The 18,220-nt window shown below is 62.6% G+C and carries 10 protein-coding genes; 4 read left to right on the forward strand and 6 right to left on the reverse strand.

What is annotated here, in order from left to right; genetic code table 11:
- Positions 1-67: 67 nt before the first annotated feature.
- The 3 genes from ACILSQ_RS12605 to deoC are packed head-to-tail and all read right to left on the reverse strand — an operon-like array spanning position 68 to position 5,287.
- Positions 68-4,024 carry a M56 family metallopeptidase gene (locus ACILSQ_RS12605; RefSeq protein ID WP_395743989.1) on the reverse strand — a complete coding sequence of 1,319 codons (3,957 nt, stop codon included), beginning with the start codon at positions 4,022-4,024 and terminating at the stop codon, positions 68-70.
- Positions 4,025-4,030: 6 nt separating this feature from the next.
- The gene (locus ACILSQ_RS12610) at positions 4,031-4,447 is read right to left on the reverse strand and encodes a BlaI/MecI/CopY family transcriptional regulator (protein ID WP_395743990.1); all 417 of its coding nucleotides are present in this window, start codon (positions 4,445-4,447) and stop codon (positions 4,031-4,033) included.
- 57 nt (positions 4,448-4,504) lie between these two features.
- The gene (gene deoC, locus ACILSQ_RS12615) at positions 4,505-5,287 is read right to left on the reverse strand and encodes a deoxyribose-phosphate aldolase (protein WP_395743991.1); all 783 of its coding nucleotides are present in this window, start codon (positions 5,285-5,287) and stop codon (positions 4,505-4,507) included.
- A gap of 78 nt (positions 5,288-5,365) precedes the next feature.
- Here deoC and ACILSQ_RS12620 point away from each other — a divergent pair, with 78 nt between their 5' ends.
- Complete coding sequence (locus tag ACILSQ_RS12620) at positions 5,366-6,124, forward strand: GntR family transcriptional regulator (RefSeq protein ID WP_395743992.1); 759 nt, start codon at positions 5,366-5,368, stop codon at positions 6,122-6,124.
- Positions 6,125-6,126: 2 nt separating this feature from the next.
- On the opposite strand, the gene ACILSQ_RS12625 is transcribed toward ACILSQ_RS12620, so the two are convergent.
- Complete coding sequence (locus ACILSQ_RS12625; RefSeq protein ID WP_395743993.1) at positions 6,127-7,560, reverse strand: PhoPQ-activated protein PqaA family protein; 1,434 nt, start codon at positions 7,558-7,560, stop codon at positions 6,127-6,129.
- 82 nt (positions 7,561-7,642) lie between these two features.
- Between ACILSQ_RS12625 and ACILSQ_RS12630 the strand changes: the two genes are divergently transcribed.
- Positions 7,643-9,184, forward strand: coding sequence for a hypothetical protein (locus ACILSQ_RS12630; protein ID WP_395743994.1), 1,542 nt, complete (start codon positions 7,643-7,645; stop codon positions 9,182-9,184).
- 446 nt (positions 9,185-9,630) lie between these two features.
- Here the strand turns inward: ACILSQ_RS12630 and ACILSQ_RS12635 are convergent, their stop codons facing one another.
- Together ACILSQ_RS12635 and ACILSQ_RS12640 are read right to left on the reverse strand one after the other, a co-directional pair.
- Complete coding sequence (locus ACILSQ_RS12635) at positions 9,631-10,233, reverse strand: peroxiredoxin (RefSeq protein WP_395743995.1); 603 nt, start codon at positions 10,231-10,233, stop codon at positions 9,631-9,633.
- A 100-nt stretch (positions 10,234-10,333) separates the two neighbouring features.
- Positions 10,334-11,596 carry a DUF1552 domain-containing protein gene (locus ACILSQ_RS12640; protein ID WP_395743996.1) on the reverse strand — a complete coding sequence of 421 codons (1,263 nt, stop codon included), beginning with the start codon at positions 11,594-11,596 and terminating at the stop codon, positions 10,334-10,336.
- 103 nt (positions 11,597-11,699) lie between these two features.
- Between ACILSQ_RS12640 and ACILSQ_RS12645 the strand changes: the two genes are divergently transcribed.
- Positions 11,700-12,857: a M48 family metalloprotease gene (locus tag ACILSQ_RS12645; RefSeq protein WP_395743997.1), complete on the forward strand. Its 1,158-nt coding sequence runs from the start codon at positions 11,700-11,702 to the stop codon at positions 12,855-12,857.
- The gene (locus ACILSQ_RS12650; protein ID WP_395743998.1) at positions 12,854-18,220 is read left to right on the forward strand and encodes a WGR domain-containing protein; all 5,367 of its coding nucleotides are present in this window, start codon (positions 12,854-12,856) and stop codon (positions 18,218-18,220) included. The genes ACILSQ_RS12645 and ACILSQ_RS12650 overlap by 4 nt, the downstream gene beginning before the upstream one ends.

The raw sequence follows: 18,220 nt of genomic DNA on the forward strand, positions 1-18,220 counted from the left end.
CGGCGCGGGCGTTTTCTGACCATTAGACACACCACGAGCAGAATCGGCCAGGAAAAAGGCGGCCATGCTATCTTTCCTGCACCTTCACCTCCAGCGGCGTGTTCGTTTCCGTGTCTTCAAGGGTAAACGAAGCGCTGGCCCCATGCGGGTGCTGGGTCTTTGGGTCCACCCAATAAACCTGGCAGTAGCCTCTGCCCGTGGGCTGGTTCTCCAGAATCACCTGCCCCTGGTCGTCTGCCACCGTCCGCAGGCCCATCCACGCCGCCTTTTTAAACTGCGCATGCTTCTCGGGATCTTCGGCATGCATGTGGCCGCGGCTGGTTGCCAGCATGCCGATGCCCGGCATGTCCATCCGCACGGTGGCTCCCGCTGCCGGGCTGCCATCGGGCAGCAGCACGCGCAGGGTTCTGCTCTTGCAGGGCCGGGTGGTCAGCGTCACCACGGCCTTCCCGGCCATTCCTCGGGTGTCCACCATCGCCGCGCTGTCGATGCTCAGCGGGCCGCGGGTGATCCATCCTTTGCCCAGGCCTCTCAGGCTGACCATGCCGCGCGGCATGCCTTTGAAGTGAAAGCGCCCGTCCGGGCCCACGGGAGCCCATGCAGTCCAGGGGACGGCAGGCATGCTGCCTTTTCTAATCTCGCTCGTCACCTCCGAGGACCTCACGTAAACATTCGCCACCACTCCGCCGGTGCCTTGATCATTGGCCGGCAGTCCTTCGATTTTCCCCTCGATCTCCACCCCCGGCTCCAGCGCGACCTCTCCGGTCACTTCCTCCGCGTGGTTCTTCGCGGCGGCGACAGCCTCCGAAAACAAAATCTTTCCGTCCGCAGTGGTTCCCTGCACCACGAAGTACCCGCCATGCTCGAGCGCCAGCCGTCCTTTGATCCCGCCGCTTTTCAATGGCTCCCCTTCCGTGAGCAATCCCACGCTGCTGCTGGCCGCCCAGCTCGCGATGGGGCTTGAAACGGACAGGCTCACCGGCGTCTCCGGGTACACCCGCAGCTCATACGTCCGCCCGTCCATCATCTCGGTCCTCCTCGATTTGCTTCCGTCGGGCGCTGTGCCTGTCACCTGCACCCCGCCTGCCCGCCTTCCTGCGGCAGGATTGCGCGGAAATAACACGATGGCCTTGCCGCGCTCATCACTCACGATCTGTCCGGTCACCCCCGGCACCCCGCTCAAATTCATCGGCGATTGCGTGAAATCCACCAAATCCACGATCTGAATCTTCACCCCAGGAACCGGTTTTCTGTCCGCATCCACGGTGGTGATTTCAATCTTTCCGTCAGCCCCTTCGACGAACACTGGCAACTGCGACACGGGATTTGCCGAACGCGGCCTGGGCGTCAGGTCTTCTTTGGTAAAGACAATGTCCGCCACACGCAGCGGCGCCTGGCCTGCTCCCGGTTCGATCTTGAACTGCATCCATCTCCCGACATCCCGCGACAGCTCCATGCCCGTACCGCGCGGAGTGACGAACACGCTCAGTTCATAGATCCCAGGCGGCAGCGCCTCGCTCGCGAAGCGCCCATCCTTGTCCGGCCTCGGCATTGCGGCCACGGGCGCCCCTCGGGATGTAATGGAGAAATGACAGCTGTAGTCCTCGCCTCGAAATCCATGGCCTTCTGGCAGCACGATCCGCCCCTGCACCACGCGCACGCCGCCCGCAGCCTGGCTGGCGAGACTTCTGCCCAGCGAGATCTGCCGCACCCCCTGCGGCCCGGAGGTCACCGTGATCGGCGTGATCGGTAGAAATTCTCTCCGCGTATTGCCTCCTCCAATGGTCACCCCGTTGAAAGTCGCGCCTGGCAGCAGACGGTCGATCTTGTAGCCGCCGGCAGGATCCGTGGTGACCTTGATGTTGTGGTCGATCTTGAGCGTGTCCCCTTTAGGCATCAGGTCGGCATCTCCTTTTGCGTAGATGGACACTGTGGCATCCGCCAGCGGGCTGCCATCACTGCGGATCATCTTTCCGCTCATGGACGCCCATTTTTCCAGCTTGAAGACAGCCCCTGCTTTGAAATCGACGGCACGCATCCGCGCAAAGCCTGCCTTGGGGTGCATCGCCACCACCCACAGCTTGCCCTTGAGCAAGGGATCCGCGTCAGGCAGTTGCACGCTTCCATCGTCCTTCGAATAGTCGAGGCAGGTGAAATACTTGCCGAGCGTCATGTTGACCCGGTCGCTTGACCGCATGGTTTCCAGCGTGATCGGCCTGGAGCTTTCGTCGAGCCTTGCCACGTCCTCCACCACCCAGACCATGGCGTCTTTGACGGGCTCACCCAGCGCATCCACCACTCTGCCTGGGAGGCGGTGCACGGGCTCCAGGGCGGCGTCAAACTCGGCCTCGCGCCCTGTAAACTTCACACTCCTGGACTGAACGGCCATGTCAGGAGCCCAGGCACGTACGATGATGCCGTTCACATCCGCCAGCTTCACCGCCAGGCGGTATTCTCCGGCTTCATTGGTGTGTGCAAAGGGGTGCTTCCAGTCATAGGGACCAAGGAAGGAGGCTTTGTTTTCCACGCCAAAGAGCACGAGTGCATCCTTGATGGGTCTGCCGTCACGCTTGTCGGTGATCCTGCCGCGAATCCAGGAGACCCTGGGGAGCACGAGCCGCCGCTCCTGGCTCAGGCTGACGCCGGAAAAAGTAACGAAGTTCGACTCGGCATAGTCGCTCTGGCTGGCTCGCAGATTCAGCGAGGCGGCCTTCGGCACCTCATCAAAGCTGAACTTCCCGTCGGCGCCCGTCACCCGCTGCGAGCTTTCAAAATGGCTGAGGAGATTGATGGACAGTTTCACCACCGCCCCGCTCACCGGCTTGTCCTGCTCGTCCACCACGATGCCGTTGACCACCGTCGTTGCCAGATTGTCCGTCACCTCGGCCGGCTTCTCCGCGGTGACCTTCTTCGCATCCTCCGCCGGTGCACGCGTCAGTCCGGCGGCCGCCAGCACCATAAAGGCCCCCAGGCCGACCCCCCAGCGCGTGCGCCTTCCTCTCGCGATGTCCATCAGTCCCTCGATCCGGCGGCGCAGGTCCTTTTTGTTTTCGGAAATGCCCAGCAGCGTGGCCGAGGCCAGCCACATCATCCACCCGGTGGTGGCGTAGCGGGAAAAGCCGAGGAGCATCTCGCCAAACCGGTGCGCCTCTTTCGCATCTGTGCAGCCCAGCGCATGCGCGTCCGCCGCCATCTCGGCCTCGGCACGCAGACGCCGTGCAATGATCCACACGAAAGGATTGAACCAGTGCAGCGCGATCACGCAGGACGAAAGAATCTGCGCCCACAGGTCACGCCTTTTGAGGTGCGCCAGCTCGTGCAGCAGGATCAGCCGCAAAGCAGCGGCATCCCGGCCCGCCGCCACCTGCTTTGGCAGCAGGATCATCGGACGCAGGACGCCAAACAGCGAAGGCGCACGCACGGCATCCGTCACCATCAGCCTCGGCGCATGCCGGACATGGGCCAGACGACAGGCCTCGTCCAAAACGGCGCGGATTTCGCTGAAGGCTTCGCTCGCGTCTCTACGAATGCGGCGCTTCAGCCGCAGGTGCAGCATGGTCATCACAGCGACCACCATCGCGACTCCACACAACCACACGAGACACAGCTTTTCTCTCATCGTCCAGGAGGGCGCCACGGCTCGGACCAGCAGAGGCTGCTGCACCACAGCCTTTGTCACGGTCGGTATTTCAGGCAGTGGCTGGGCATCGCTGAGAAAAGGAGACTCCACCACTGGCTCTGCGACAGCCACCATCTCCTCGGCCACCGGTACTGGTTCGGACGCCGGTTCAAAGATCGCCGGCGCCTCAGCAAGGCCATCCAGCGAAAGGAAGAAGTGCCCCAGGTCCGGCACCAAAAACCGCAGAAACACCAGCAGCCACAAACCATGGCGCCATGCCGGTGAAAGGTGCCGGTGCAGCAGCAGCATGACGAAGCCGACGGCCAGCGCCAGAAGCGTGCCCTTCCAGGACAGGAGCACCAGCCCCTGCGCCCAGACTTCAATCGATTCGAAAAGTGTATTCATACAGTTTTATGAGTTGGGTTTGATCTGGTCCAGCAGGGCCTTGAGTTCGGCGATGTCCTTCTTCGACAGTGAATGATGCTCCGCCACATGCGCGACCAGCGGCTGCAGCGCGCCGCCAAACAGGCGGCCCAGAAAGCTGCGCGTCTCCTCCGCCACACACGCGGAGCGCTCCACCGCCGGGCTGTAAAGGAAGCGGTTTCCCTGCGGCTCGGTGGTCAGCGCGCCCTTGGCCGTGAGGCGGGCCAGCAGCGTCACCACCGTGGCCCGTTTCCAGCCCCTGCCTTCTTCCAGCAGGGACACAATCTCCTGGGAAGTCCGTGGGGCCTTCTCCCACAGCAGTTCCATGATGTCCCACTCCGCCTCCGTGATGGCGACCGCCTCAGGTGCCGGAGGCGCGGCTTTCTGAACACGTTTTTTGCTCATGACTACAATTGTAGTCACAAACGCTTACACGTGTAAACAATTATTTTCCGCGAACCCTCAATACCCGCCCGCACCGATCTTGCCTTGCAGTCCATCAAGCGTGCCTGCCGCCTCACGTTTGCGGTACTCCTCCATCATGGCGACGGTGGCCGAGGCACCGCAGCGCGAGCCGCCCAGGTCACGTACTTTGACCAGCCCGGCCAGATCACGCACGCCGCCCGCGGCTTTCACTTGCACCTTCGGGCTGCAGCTCGCGCGCATCAGCGCCAGATCATGCTCGGTGGCTCCCTTGTAGTTGTAGCTGCCATCCGCCTGCTTCACAAAACCGTAGCCCGTGCTCGTCTTCACCCAGTCCGCGCCCGCCTTTTCGCAGATCTCGCACAGCCTGCGCTTCAGGTCGTCGCTGCTCAGGCCCGCGCCGCCGTTGGTCAGGTAGTCGTTTTCCAAAATGACCTTCACCTTCGCGCCGTGCTTGTGCGCTTCGTCGCAGACCGCCTTCACATCGGCCTCCACATAGCCCCAGTCGCCGCCCAGGGCCTTGCCCACATTGACCACCATGTCGATCTCCACCGCCCCGTCCTTGCAGGCCAGCTCCGTTTCGTAGCGCTTCGATTCCGTGGTGCTGTTCCCGTGTGGAAAGCCGATCACGCAGCCCACCAGCACGCCGCTGCCCTTCAGCCATTCCACCGCCTGCTTCACCGCGTAGGGCTTGATGCACACGGAGGCCACCTGGTACTGCGCCGCCTGCTTGCAGCCTGCCTCCAGCTCCGCGTCCGTCATCGTGGGATGCAGAAGGCTGTGGTCGATCATCTTGGCGAGTTCGGAGTAGCTGTATTTCATGGTGAGGTAATTGGCTAAGCCACTTTTTAAATTGGCTTAGCCACTTGTCAAAGTCGGATTTGGCCGCAAAATCGCTCCGTGGCCAGACCGGCGTCCTTTCACGAGCAACTGATCGAAAAGCTGCGGAGGCTCCTCCGCGGCCGTCAGTTCGCGCCCGGCGCGAAATTTCTCACCGAGCGCGAGATCGCCGAACGCTTTGACACCAGCCGCCCCACCGCCAACAAGGCCCTCAGCAGCCTCGTCTCCACCGGCCTCCTGGAATTTCGGCAGGGCGCGGGCACCTTCGTGAGGGAGAGCGTCCTCGACTACGATCTCCAGCGCCTCGTCAGCTTCACGGAAAAAGCCCGCGCCGCTGGCAAAGAACCCGGCACCCAGGTCATCGCCCTGCGAAAGCTCTCCGCCGCTGAAGCTCCTGCCGCGGTCGTTCAAGCATTGAACGTGATGCCGGATGAGCCATTGCTCTACCTCGAGCGCATCCGCCTTGCCGATGAGCAGCCTGTCATCTACGAGCGCAGGCACATCGTGGCGCGCTTCTGCCCCGGCATGACCAAAGCCGCCGCCAAAGGCTCCCTCTACGCCTTCTGGACAAAGACGTGCCATCTCACCATCTCCGGCGCGGACGAATCCATCCGCGCCGTGAACGCCACCAAGCCGCAGGCCGCCGCTCTCAGCATTGCTCCAAACACTGCCTGCCTCCTCGTCATCGCCACCGGCCTCCTCGAAGGCGGCACACCACTGTGGTACGAGGAAACCCTTTACCGCAGCGATGTGTACGAGTTTCGCAATCAGCTCGGCGGTGTCTCCGGCCCCAAGCCCGCCCAGGGCCGCATGCGCTGAGCCTATTCCAGCCGCACCTCCGGACTCGACAGCGTGAGCGTCGAACCGTTTTCCTCCTGTGTGTGCACGGTGATCACATCAAGGGTCCGCACATCACCCTCGATCGTGACTTCACCGCTGAAGGTGTCATCAGCAGTCTTTTTCAGCGGGGCGGAATTCCACGCATCAAACTCCATCGCAATGGAATAGTCGGGATGGCGGTTCACGGACCACCACACAGTATTTTCCTGTGGCTCGCTGTGGTCAGGAAAAACGACCTTCACCGTGACCCGGCGCGCGGCTTTGTCCCACTGCGCCTTGACCTTCGGCGGCGCCACCATGTGGCGCGCACCAAAGAAGTGATGCAGCGCGAAGGCGCGCAGATTTTCATCCACCTCCGGCAGACCGCCGACCGATTTCACAAAGCCCGCCTCCTTCGCTCCGCCGTGCTGCCCGCCAGGCACAATGTAAACGGGAAGCTGGGGGAAGCGCCGGCCCAATTCCACCAGACCGGGGCTGACGTTGTCGTTGGAGCCCTGATTGTAGAAAATCTCGGTGCCGCGTTGCTTCAGCGCATCGAGATGGTTCGTCGTACGGCAGGCCGCCCAGGCCGCATTGCATGCGGTTTTCATCTCAGCATCACTCCATCCCGCATCGCGCGCCATCTTGACGGTGATGCGCTCGTCTGACCGCGCCTTCTGCCGCACCAGCAGTTTTTCACGGCCCACAGGATCACTCATGGCCGCGATGAACTCCTCGTTCATCTTCGTGATTTCCGCGGGCATCATTCCCTCCACATAGGGGCCTCCCGGGCTTTCGATCACCGGCGCCACCACGGGCATGATCGCCGTGATGCGCTCATCCGCGATGCCTGCCGCCGCCGTGGCCACGCCGCGCTTCGAGCCGCCGGTGGCCAGCACCTTCTTCGGCTGAAACACCTCCTTTTCAGCGATGGCCGCCGTGAGCGCGCGCATGTCGCTGATGCCCCAGATCCACGCCGGTGTGTAGCGCGTGTCTTTGGTCTGAATGAAATGCTCCTCCATCATCAGGTGGAGTTTTCCCACGGGCTCCATCGCATCGATGGGCACCATGCCGATGAACACCAGGCCCACGCCGTTTTCCTTCAGCAGGCGCAGCTTGGCGCCGCTCGCAGCGGCTGGCTTCAACTGCAGCCCCGTGTTTTCGATGATCACATTCGTGCACACACCGGTCGCGGGCGCGAGCAGCGTCACCGGCAGCCGCACCTTCATGCCCGGCCACCATTCGCATACGGTGATCTCCACCAGCTTCTGCCGGATGGCGGCGTCCTTGGGGTTGGGATGCCAGTCGGCGATGACTTTCGTCTCCAGCGTTCTCGTGTCCCGCACCGCGGCCATGTCAAATCCGCTGACGATGATGTCCGCCCGGGCGGAAAGGGTGGCAAACAGGATGGCGAAGATAAAGGCGGCTGATTTCATTCCTCACAGAACGGCGCCCGAAGCAGGATTCTGCCACGATTGAGGTGCAAAGCGCGGGCCCCATGCACGTTTGATCGACATTATGTGCATCCGCGCCCTGCTGCTCTTCTGTTTGATCCCCGCTTTTCTCAAAGCGGACGATCTGAAGCCTTTCACCGCCGAGGAGACGCGTGCCTTCACCCGCGAGCTCTGCGATTTCGCGGTGAAGCACCACATGAAACGCGATGACTCTCCGCAGCGCGGCATGATGTATGAGTACCTGTGGTGGGAAAAGCGCGGAAAGGCGGACCAGTTTGTGGAAGGCGAGGCGCTCGACACCATGCACGACGGCGCCTGGTTCGCGAGCGCCATGGTGAATGCCCACCGCGCCACCGGAGACGCTCACTACAAGGAGGTGCTGGTGCAGTGGCTGCTGCCGTTTTATTTGAAGATGCTGAACCACAGCGCGGAGCTGTTTTCATCCGACGTCGTCGATGTGAAAGAGGACATGCGGGACGCCTGGAAAAACAGCAAGGAGTGGCTCCTGCAGGGCCGTGAAAACGGTTTCGTCCCCTACTGGTGGGACGACGGCGCCTCCGTCAGCCTGGACATGCTGCGCGGAAAATCTGAGCGCCCCTGGTACCCCTGCACCAACACGTTTGCGGGAAAGCCGAATCCGGAATTCCGCCTTGGCGGCTGGTCCCACGGCAGCTCCAATCATCTCGCCCAGGATCTCGCCATCCTGGTGCAGCAGGGCTGGGTGATGCTGCACACATCGAAAGATCCCGCCGAGCAGGAGCTGGCCGCAGAGTGCGCCCTGGCGGCAAAAAACCTGCAGGAATGCCGTGTGCGCCACGGCTCAGGAAACATCTTTGACGTCGTGGCCGCCTGCGCGCTGACGAACAGCGACACGGAGATGATGAAGCGGGTGCAGTCCTGGGAAAAGGAATCCAAGCTCTGCACCGAAAATCATTTCACCCGCGCGGTGCGTGATTTCAAACCCGGGCAGAAGAACAGCACGCCCGCCTTTGCCGATGACGACATGTATCTCTACTACGGCGGTGTCGCAAAGCATGGCACGCTCACCCGGCCGCTGGCGCTGAAGCTCGCCTTTGACGCGTTCTCGCTTCCCATCCTCTGGCAGATGTACCGCGATGACGGCCCCGTGCCGCCAGGCATCAACCGCTTCGATCTCACCACGTTCAATTTCATCGACGGCAAGCCGGAGCACTACGCCTCCCAGGGCAAGGGCCCGCATGGAAAGCCCCTGCCCATCGGCTCACGCATGGGTCCGCAGAACATGGCCGTCTGCGGCTGGGCGCTACAGGCCATGAACCTCGGCGGCGACTTTGCCACCCTGGCGGCTCAGGTAAAGACCGCCGTGGAGCAGACCACCGGCAAGCCCTGCCCGCACAGCGACGTGAAAGCCTGGCTGGAGCGCGAGCTCGGCTGCGGCCTGCGCACCTGGCAGAACATTTTCAAGGAGCACGGCTACATCCCCACCGGGATCGGCTGCCAGACCGCCCTGCCCGGTGTGGCCAAGGACGTTTTTTCAGACACCGGCGGCTACGCCCACCTCCTCACCGCCGCCTCCATGTGGCTCATGTACCTCGAAGGCAAACGCGACTGGGAGCTGTGGAAATAGCCCTACTGCCGCTCAGCAATCGTGGCACCTTCTTCATCAAACAGGTTCAACCACCCCAACAGCTTACTTCAATTCCCTGTCCGCAAACCGAACGTTCCATCGCCCTCTTTTCACGCATCACCCACGCGCCACCATGACCCCGTAGGGGTCACAGCCGGTAGCCAGGGGTCAGCTCGCGTAGCGAGCGCCACCCCTGGAAAGCACGCACCCAATCCGGAGAGCAAACCCAGCGCTCCCTCCATCATACCGCGTCCTCCAGCAGCGTCGCATCGCCGCCCCGCCGCATCCTCGCGCCCTCTGCCTCCCAGATCGCCTATGCGTCCGACGCAGCCAATAGGACCGCTCCGCTGCTGGGCAATATGCCAGGCTTTTTGAGAGCCGGTCTAAAAAAAGCAGCCTTGCGGATTCTATCCGCTAGGCTGCATGAATCGTCAGTCGGACTCTGCTTACTTCAGCGCCGCTTCCACATTGCCCACGATGTCCTTGCCGGGCTTCAGCGTCTTCGCGCCGGGCGTCCACTTCGCGGGGCAGGCCTCGCTGGGGTTTGCCATCAGGTGCACGTTCGCTTCCAGCTTGCGCACGAGCTCCGCGGCATCACGGCCGACGTTGTAGAAGTTCACCTCGGAGGAGACCAGCTTGCCTTCAGGATTGATGATGAAGGTGCCGCGCAGCGCCAGGCCGGTGGCGCTGTCATACACACCAAAGAGGCGGCTCACCGCGCCCGTGGTGTCAGCGGCCAGCGTGTATTTCACGTTCTTCATGAGGCCTTCCGTGTTGCGCCACACCATGTGGGCAAACTTCGTGTCCGTGGAAACGGCGATCACATGCGCGCCCAGGCTGGCCAGCTTCTCCTGCTGATCCGCCAGGTCCGCCAGCTCCGTGGGGCACACGAAGGTGAAGTCGGCCGGGTAAAACACCAGCACGGTCCATTTGCCGGCCTTCTTGATGTCAGCAAGGGACACCTTGCCGAAGTCACCATGAGCGGGCTCGTAAGTTTCCATTTCAAAGTCAGGCACGTTCGAGCCGACCGAGGCGAGAGTTGTTTCCATGAGTATGCGGGTATTGTGAGGGGTTCGGCGCTTTCAAAAAGCACCGGGGCGCGACCTTTGCCGCCCAAAAGTTCCCCGGTCAAACACAAAGGTGCGCCGCTTACGCCACGCTAAGTCCGTCCATCTCCGCCTCGCTCGTCGCAAATCGTTCATCCTGCAGCCCCAGCCGGTGCAGCGCGCTCAGGTACAGGTTCGGCAGCGGGTAATTGTTCTTCTGGTCAAACGCCAGGTGCTGCCCGTGCTTGAATCCACCGCCCGCAAACAGCACCGGCATGTTCTTGTTGTCGTGCGCGGATGCATTTCCCAGGTTCGAGGTCAGCAGCACCATCGTATCCTCCAGCAGCTTGTCGCCCTTGAGCCTGCGCAGGAAGTTCCCCCACTGGTTGATCACCCCCTGCTCCACGATGGCCAGCTGCGCCAGCTTCTCCTCATCCATGCCGTGATGGCTCAGGTTGTGATAGCTCTCATCCACGCCCTCGATCCCCTGCACGTTGTTGCCCGTGATGTGCAGCGTGACAAACCGCGTGCTGTCCGTGGCCAGCGCCATGTGGATGATGTCCAGAAAGATGCCATCCACCGCCACCTCATTGTCGCGCGGGATCTTCGTCGGCGGCAGCAGTTTCACCTTCGGCTTCGGCTTGTGCGTCCACGCTTCATTGGCAGCCAGCCGCTTTTCCAGATCGCGCACACTCGTGAACCACGCATCCAGCTTGTCGCGGTCTCCCGCACCCAGCTCACGCTGCAGCGTCTTCGCCTCCGCGCCCACCACGTCCATCACACTGCGCCCGCTGCGGATCAGCTCCGCCTGCCGCTCCTGCTCAGCCGGCGAATCATTCACAAACAACCGCGTGAACAGCCGCATCGCACTGTTCTCCGCCGGGATCATCGAGCCGTTCTCCGTGTAGGAGGGGCTCGTCTGGCTGTTCGTGTTCAGCACCAGCGAAGGAAACCGCGTCTCATGCCCCAGCTGCTTCGCCATCAGCTGATCCAGCGAGATCGTGTTGCGCGAGGTGGCGCCCCGCGCGTTCGGACACGCCGAATAAATGCTCCCCTCCGCCGTATGCCCTCCCGTCACTCCTGGATGCGACGAACCCGACACCACCGTGAAATCCTCCCGCAGATCCTGGATGCTCTGCAAATAGCGCGAAGGCTTGTACCCGCGCCCCACCCCCTCCGGCACCAGGTTCGGATTGTGCAGCCCCAGCGCCATGCTCACCCCCACAAAGCGCTTCGCCCGCTTGGTCTCCTTCACCGCCGCAAACGCCGGCGTCATCGCCTCCAGCATCGGCAGCCCCAGCGCGACTCCCGCCCCGCGCAGCACGGCACGGCGGGAGAGATGTTTTTGAAAAGTGACGGTGCTCATGTCAGGGGGGAATGTCTCACGAACGATTCCACCTTCAGCGTCTTTCGCAAGATTCTGAGCAACGGGATTGACTCATTTGCGGCCTCTCGCTTGATTCCGCCGGATGCCTGAGACCTTCGCCCCCCTCCCACAGCACCGCAGCCTGGTTGACTGGCTGCAGCAGGAGGAAAAAGAAGTCTGGGACTGGTTTGCAGACAAAGAAAAAGCCGCCGCGGATGCCGAGCAGGTGCGCCTCTCCCTGCTGCGGGACACCTACCGCATGGATGCCGGGGCACACCCGGAAATCTTCCGCGAGATCGAGGCCGCCTGCACCGCGCTTGATTTGAAGGCGGCCGTACACGTCTATCAGGCGCAGAACCAGACTGAGCCCAATGCCGCGGTGTGCTGCCTGCCGGGCGAGGCGCACGTCATTTTCTCCGGGCCGATCCTCTCCCTGCTTTCCGCCGATGAACTGCGCGCTGTCATCGGCCATGAGCTTGCGCATCACCTGCTCTGGCGGATGGAGGACGGCGCCTTTCTGCTCGCAGACCGCATTCTGCACTCGGCGGCCTCACACCCTGGAGCGGAGCCCGCCCATGCCCACAGCGCCCGCGTGTGGCGTCTCGCCACGGAACTCTTTGCAGACCGTGGTGCCTTTCTGGCCACCGGCAGCCTCGAAGCCGCCGTCGGTGGTCTGGTGAAAACGACCACCGGCCTCGCTCAGGTCAGCGCGAAAAGCTACCTCGCGCAGGCGGAGGAGATTTTCTCCAAATCCAAGCCGAAAACCGAGCAGTTCAGCCATCCTGAAACCTTCATCCGCGCCCGCGCATTGCAGCTTTGGGTGGAGGAAGATGACACGCTGGAGGAAACCATCTCCCGCATGCTCGACTCCGACGACAGCCTGGACACATTGACCCTCCCGCAGCAGTCCGGGCTCGCCGCGCTCACCCGCAGATTTCTGGCGCATCTGCTGGAGCCCGCCTGGTTTCAAACCGAGGCCGTCATGGCTCACGCGCGCCAGTTCTTCCGCGAGTTCAAGCCGCAGGCCGATGTCACCATCGTCTCGGAGCTCGCCGATCTCCCGACACCCCAGCGCGAGTACTTCGCCCAGGTCATGCTCGACTTCTGCGCGGTCGATCCCGATCTGCACGATCCCCCGCTCTCCCGCTGCCTGGAAATCGCGCGGGAGCTGGAGTGTCTCGGCAGCTTTGAGAAGATGCTGGCCAAGGAGTTGAAGGTGAAGGCGAAGGATTTGAAAAAGCTCAAGGAGGCCCTGCCATGAGTGATTTCGCGGCTTTTCTGGCCCAGGGTTTTGACCGCGGGGGCTTCGAAACGGAGGATGTGCTCGCCGCCGTGCTGCCGCTGATGCGCGAGGCGGTGGCCATTCACGCCACGGGCCAGGTCGCACCCCTGCGCGGCATCGCTGCGGTTGTGGTGCATGATGGGCGCGCCCTCGGCTTCGCTTCGCCCGCCGGTCTCCCCAGGCAGCACAATGACAGCCGTCTTCGCGAAGTGCAGGGGCCGCAGCCTCGCGGCCTGGAAGTGATGGGAGAATCAAGGCGGGAAACCGACCTCGATTCGTTTGCGCAAAAAATCACCAGCCTCGATGTCGCGTCTGCAGATGCGGAAATCACACGCCCGGCCTTCATTCCCGGCTTTGTGACGTGGGAGCATGTAATCGGCCATCATGATGAGCTCACAGACGTCCATTCCCTGGGCCTCATCCTGGCCAGCCTGGCCTGCGGGCTCGATTTCGCCGATGCGGAGGACGTGGAGTTGTTTGCAAATTCGCGCACCAATCTCTTCTCTCTTGCCCGGCGGCTTCATCCCGTGCTCGCCAGCGTCATCACCGAGATGACGGAACTGCACCGAGGCAGGCGCGCGCAGGACCTGCCCTCCCTCATTCGCCGGCTGGAAACTTATCGCGACCAGCCCGTGGATCTGGACATCGCCACTCTGCCGGGGCTGGAAAATGGCACCAAAAAAGACAAGCGCGCCATCATTCAGGCCCACCTGCGCGACCGCCTCTTTGAAGTCTCCCGCCGTAACAAGCTGCTCTATTTCAAAAGCACTCAGTCCACGCTCAATCTCACCGTCGCCAGCGTTCCCCTGGTGCTGGATTACCGAAATGTGAAGCCGGAGGACCTGCTCTACTGGCACACGTCCCTGGCGCAGGAGATCAGCGCGGGAAATGCGCTCCCGCTGAACCGCTGGCTCCGCATGGAGGAGGCGCCCTATCTCCCAGGCCAGCTCGACAAACTCATCAGCGAGGCACGGCGAGACCGCGCGGAGTACGGCTTCTCGCAGCTCAGGCTCGTGCTGGCCTTTCTGCGCTGGCACAATCTCAAAGAAGCGCCGGAGGAGCGCATCCACTCACCTCTCCTTCTGCTTCCTGTCGATCTGGCAAAGAAGAAGGGTGTCAAAGACCACTACACCCTCACGCCCGGAGACACCGAGGCGGAGGTGAACCCCGCACTGCGCCATTACCTCAAGCAAATCTACAATCTGGATCTGCCGGAAACGATCGACCTGCGCACGACCACGCCGCTCGCTTTTCATGAGCAGTTGCAGGCGCAGATCCAGGCCACCGAGCCGGGCGTGAAGCTCACCCTGAGCGACAAGCCGCGCATCCAGCTCATCCACGAGCGGGCAAAGCAGCGGGTGGATCAATACCGCCGCCGCATGAAACGCAGCGGCCAGGGCATCCCTGCCGCAAAGGTGGACTACAGCTATGACCGCGAAGACTTCCGCCCCCTGGGCCTGCAGGTTTTCCAAAAAAAGATCATTCCCGCACCGCTGCCGCTGCGCAGCCTGGCCGGGGCGCCGCAGGTGCCGCGGCAGCTCAACATGGTGGCGGAGGCAAAGACCTTCGCCCTTGTGGAGGACGGCCTGGGCAATCCCTACTCATGGGAGTTTGATCTGTGCTCCCTCACTCTGGCGAATTTCAACTACCGCAAGATGACCCTCGTGCGCGACTACGCGCAGCTCATCAGCAGCGGCATGGCCAATGCGGCTTTTGATCGCGTCTTCTCGCTCGAACCCAGGGCGGTCAATCCTCCCGTGATCCCCGCCCTGCCGCCTTCGCAGCAGCACCTCATCATCGCGGCGGATGCCACACAGACTGGCGCCATCGCCCGCGCGCGCACCGGCGAGAGCTTCATCATCCAGGGCCCTCCGGGCACCGGCAAATCCCAGACCATCACCAATCTCATCGCCGACTTCGTGGCCTTGGGCAAACGCGTGCTCTTCGTCTGCGAAAAGCGCGCCGCCATCGATGTCGTGTTTCATCGTCTGCGCCAGCAGGGCCTCGATGAGCTTTGCTGCCTCATTCATGATTCACAGACGGACAAAAAGGAGTTCATCCTCAATCTGAAGCAGACCTATGAGCAGTGGCTGGCCGCCGGCGACGCCGCTGATTCAAGTGAAGCAAAACGCAACGCCGCTCTGGTCACGCTGGAGGCTGAACTCGGCGCGCTGGAAAAGTTCACGTCCGCCAGCTCCGCTGCAAATCCGCTGCTGCTGCGCCTCATTGAACTGCGCGGCTCCGCACAGGCCGCCGATGTACCGCAGGATGAAGCCCTTCCAGACTACAGCGAATGGCAGCAGGGCGGTGACTGCGTCATCCGCCTGGCCAATGCGCTCGAAGATCTGGGTGCCGGCCCGGTTTTTGCCAGTCATCCGCTGCACTGGCTCAATGATCTCGAAACACCGCCCGCTCGTCTCGAAGACCTGGAGCAGCGTCTCAGCGATCTCGATGATGCCCTGCAGCAGACGGATCTTCCCATGGAGCACTGGGACACCCTCGGCGAGGTCGCGCAGCTCCTCGATTTCACCACGCAGCTGCTCCCGCTGGCCCGCAAAAACCTGCTCGGCCTGCTGGATGCGAACAGCACCACCAGCGCCGCTTTTGGCAGCCTCTGCGCAGAACTTTCAAAAAGACAAAAGGCGCTAGCGGCCACCCAGAAAAAGACCGCCCACTGGCGCACGAAGCTGCCTGCGGGTGAAACCACCTCCGCACTGGCGCAGGCGGAAAATTTAAAGGGCTTCTTCGGCTTCCTGAATCCGGCGTGGTGGCGTCTGCGCAAGGTGCTCCATGCGTCGTATGACTTCAGCCGCCACGCTGTGAAACCCACCTGGACGCAGGTGCTCGCAGACCTCGCCGCCGAGCACGCGGCCGATGCAGAAGTCGAAACCGTGAAGGAGCAGTGCGCCCAGGACTTCGGCATCGCCGATCCCGAAGCTCTGCGCCAACAGCTCGCGGCGCTCTCCGCCCAGGATGCACCGCCCGCCGCTGTGGCCCTGCGCGAGCGCCTCCTCGCCGCACAACAGGGAGCTGCCTTCGTGGAAAAACTCGCGGCGCTCGCTCCCGGTTTCAACCGGCTGCGCAGCGAGCTCGGCAGCACCTTGTTTGAGCCGGAGCAGCACAGCCTCGCCACGCTCGCCTCCGCCGTCCGTGAGCTGCAGGAGGAGATGGACGCTCTGCCGGAACTCGTTTCCATCCTCCAGGATCTGAATACCGGCCCGCCACGTCTGGCCCGCGCCGTCCGCACGCGGCAGCTCACCGCGGCACAGCTTGAGTCCGCCTGTGCCGCAAAGTCGCTGGGCGAGCTTTATCGTGCCGACCGCACATTGCAGCGTTTCGACGGACACGTGCTCAAGCAGAAGCTCGACCGCGTGGCCGCTGCGCACCGGCAGTGGCTGGACCACAATGCAGGCTGGATTCGCAGCCAGACCCGGCGGCGCTTCATGCAGGATGTGCAGCTCGCCGGCCAGTCCGCCGCGGCATTGACCTCCGAGCAGAAGCTTTTCAAAAAGACCTTCAGTTCCGGCAGGCGTGAGCTCGAGCATGAGTTTGGTAAAACGATGCGCTTCAAATCCATCCGCGATCTCGCCGCCGGAGACAGCGGCCAGGTCGTGCGTGATCTGAAACCCATCTGGCTCATGAGCCCGCTGTCTGTTTCCGACACACTGCCTCTCGATGCCGACACCTTTGATGTCGTCATCTTCGATGAAGCCAGCCAGATCCCGGTTGAGGAGGCCGTGCCTGCCGCCTATCGCGCCCAGCAGGTCATTGTCGTGGGCGATGAGATGCAGCTTCCGCCGACAAGCTTCTTCAGCACCAGCAACGCTGACGATGACGAAATCACCCTCGATGAGGAGGGCGAAAAAATCAGCGTGCTCATGGATGCGGACAGCTTCCTGGCTCAAAGCACGCGCAATCTGCCCAGCACCCTCCTTGCCTGGCATTACCGCAGCCGCTATGAGGCGCTCATCAGTTTCAGCAATGCCGCCTTCTACGGCGGTGAGCTCTACACCATCCCGGACCGCCAGATCGCCCAGAGCGACTCTGCGGAGACACGGATCAAATCACCGGAGCAGGCCGCCGCACTGGTGCCGGGCATCCTGGGCCGGCCCATCAGCTTCATTCACTGCGAAGGCATGCCGTATGAAAACCGCCGCAATGTCGGCGAGGCCGCTTCCATCGCACAAATCGTCCGCACCCTGCTCTCCGGCGCCACACAGCTCAGCATCGGCATCGCCGCCTTCAGCGAGGCGCAGCAGGATGAAATCGAATCCGCGCTCGATTCTCTGGCCGCGGCCGACCCCGCCTTTGCCTCCCTGCTGGAGGCCGCCTATGCCCGTGAGGAGGACGACCAGTTCTGCGGCCTGTTTGTCAAAAATCTCGAAAACATCCAGGGCGACGAGCGCGACATCATTCTCATGTCCGTCTGCTACGGCCGCGATGCTGGTGGCAGGATCTTGATGAACTTCGGCCCCATCAATCAGCGCGGCGGAGAGAAACGTCTGAACGTCATCTTCAGCCGTGCCCGCCATCACATGGTGCTTCTCAGCAGCCTGCGCCACAGCGACATTACCAACGACTACAACGACGGCGCCAACGCACTGAAAAACTTCCTCCATTACGCCGAAAACCTCTCCCGTGGAGATGCGGCGCTGGCCCGGCAGGTGCTGGACGGTCTCAATCCTCTGAAACGCAAGTCGCTGAGCCTCGATCAAGTCTCCGCCACGCTCTCCGCGCAGATCGCCGCCGCATTGCGTGAGCGCGGCTGGTCGGCGGAGGTGCAGGTCGGTCAGAGCCGTTTCCGCTGCGACGTGGCCGCGCGCGCCAGCGGCGCCGCTCAGCATCAGGTCGGCCTCCTTCTCGATGTCACCGGCGGCGCAGGCGTTTTGGAGCGCTTCCACACGCAGCCTTCCATTCTGAAAGCCTTCGGCTGGCAGGTGCTCGTCATCCTCGCCAAAGACTGGTGGCATGATCCCCAGTCCGTCATTGAACGCGTCGAGCGTCTGCTGCGCAATGAAACCGAGGAAGAGACCATGGAGGAGCCCGCGGAAGAGCTTCCGCCCATTGCGGAACCCACACCTCCGCCGCCGCCACCACCACCGGCACCCCCCGCCACCCCTTCAGCGCCCATGGGCATGCAGCGTTTTGAGTTCACTGAAGGCGGCTCCAAAAAGTTCTGGGAGATCGGGCAGAGCGGCTGTGATATGACCGTTCGTTATGGCCGCATTGGCACGAACGGCCAGACACAAACCAAAACCTTTTCTGACGAAGCCCGCGCCCGGCGTGAAGTCCAGAAGCTCATCGCTGAAAAAGTGCGCAAAGGCTACACCGAAGTGTCCTGA

It is taken from the genome of Prosthecobacter sp. (assembly GCF_044227185.1).
Classification (GTDB): domain Bacteria; phylum Verrucomicrobiota; class Verrucomicrobiia; order Verrucomicrobiales; family Verrucomicrobiaceae; genus Prosthecobacter.